General features: G+C 49.3%; 1 protein-coding gene. It reads left to right on the plus strand.

Going from position 1 to position 2,000, the window contains the following annotated elements; all coding sequences use genetic code 11:
• On the plus strand, window positions 1–2,000 hold a 2,000-nt coding region (carB, locus tag WBV75_RS01550), incomplete at both ends, for a carbamoyl-phosphate synthase large subunit (protein WP_424118899.1).

The raw sequence follows: 2,000 nt of genomic DNA on the forward strand, positions 1-2,000 counted from the left end.
GAGTTACACCCTGGGTGGGGCAGGTGCAGCTATTGTCCATGACCCTGCAGACTTTGACGAACACCTGAGCCGCGGACTGGAGGTTTCGCCCATACACGAGGTAATGATCGACAAAGCGATGATGGGCTGGAAGGAATACGAATTGGAACTCCTTCGCGATAAGAACGACAATGTTGTTATTATATGTACTATTGAGAACATGGACCCAATGGGGATTCATACCGGAGATTCCATAACCGTGGCTCCGGCCATGACCCTTTCGGACACCACCTTTCAAAGGATGCGTGACCTAGCCATAAAAATGATGCGCAGTATCGGGGATTTTGCCGGGGGATGTAATGTGCAGTTCGCCGTTAGCCCGGATGAGAAGGAGGATATCATCGCCATTGAGATCAACCCGAGGGTTTCGCGCTCCTCAGCACTGGCTTCCAAAGCTACAGGATATCCCATTGCAAAGGTGGCTGCAAAACTCGCTATTGGATATAGTCTGGATGAATTAAACAATCAGATAACCCAATCTACTTCAGCCCTTTTCGAACCCACCCTGGACTACGTTATTGTTAAGATCCCGCGCTGGAACTTTGATAAGTTCGAAGGTGCCGACCGTACCCTGGGCCTGCAGATGAAATCTGTAGGTGAGGTTATGGGTATTGGCCGTTCTTTCCAGGAAGCCCTGCATAAGGCTACCCAATCCCTGGAGATTAAACGAAATGGTCTGGGTGCGGATGGTAAAGGTTATAAGGAGTACGACCAGATCATTCAGAAACTTACCCACGCCAGTTGGGACCGCGTATTTGTGATCTACGACGCCATCCAACTCGGTATCCCCCTGAGCCGGATCCACGAGATCACCAAAATAGATATGTGGTTCCTGCGGCAGTATGAAGAGCTGTACCAACTGGAAAAGGAAATCAGTACCTATACCATTGAAACCCTGCCTAAGGAACTGCTTCTAGAGGCCAAGCAAAAAGGTTTTGCCGACCGTCAGATCGCCCATATGCTGGATTGCTGGGAAAGTGAAGTCCACCAGAAGCGTATGTCCCTGCAGATCAAGAGGGTTTATAAACTGGTAGATACCTGCGCAGCGGAGTTTAAAGCCATGACGCCGTACTACTATTCCACATTTGAAGCTGAGATCGAAACGCCAGAAGGGGAGCGGTATGTTTCCAACGACAGTGAGGTTACGGATCGCAAGAAAATTGTAGTCCTCGGTTCCGGACCCAACCGGATCGGACAGGGGATTGAGTTCGATTACTGTTGTGTTCACGGAGTTCTCGCGGCAGCGGAATGCGGCTATGAGACCATCATGATCAATTGCAATCCGGAAACCGTTTCCACGGATTTTGACACCGCGGACAAGCTTTATTTTGAACCTGTTTTCTGGGAGCATATCTACGACATTATCCTGCATGAAAAGCCGGAGGGCGTAATCGTTCAGCTCGGAGGTCAGACGGCCCTGAAACTGGCAGAGAAACTCGACAAATACGGGATTCCTATAATGGGCACGAGCTTTGAGTCCCTGGATTTGGCCGAGGACCGGGGAAGTTTTTCCCGATTGCTGAAGGAAAACGATATTCCATATCCTCAGTTTGGGGTTGCGGAAAATGCAGACGAAGCCCTGGCGCTGGCAGATGAATTGAATTTTCCACTCCTGGTACGCCCTTCGTACGTCCTGGGCGGGCAGGGGATGAAAATTGTGATCAACAAACAGGAACTGGAATCCCACGTAGTGGATTTACTGCGAAAAATCCCGAACAACAAACTGTTGCTGGATCACTACCTCGATGGGGCAATCGAAGCTGAGGCAGATGCTATTTGCGATGGTAAAGAGGTGCATATTATTGGAATCATGGAGCATATTGAGCCTTGTGGAATACACTCGGGAGATTCCAATGCTACCTTACCACCTTTCAATCTTGGCGAATTTGTCCTGCAACAAATCAAGGATCACACCCATAAGATTGCCCTTGCGCTCAATACAGTGGGGCTCATAAATATAC

The organism is Robiginitalea sp. (genome assembly GCF_049588695.1).
GTDB lineage: Bacteria > Bacteroidota > Bacteroidia > Flavobacteriales > Flavobacteriaceae > Robiginitalea.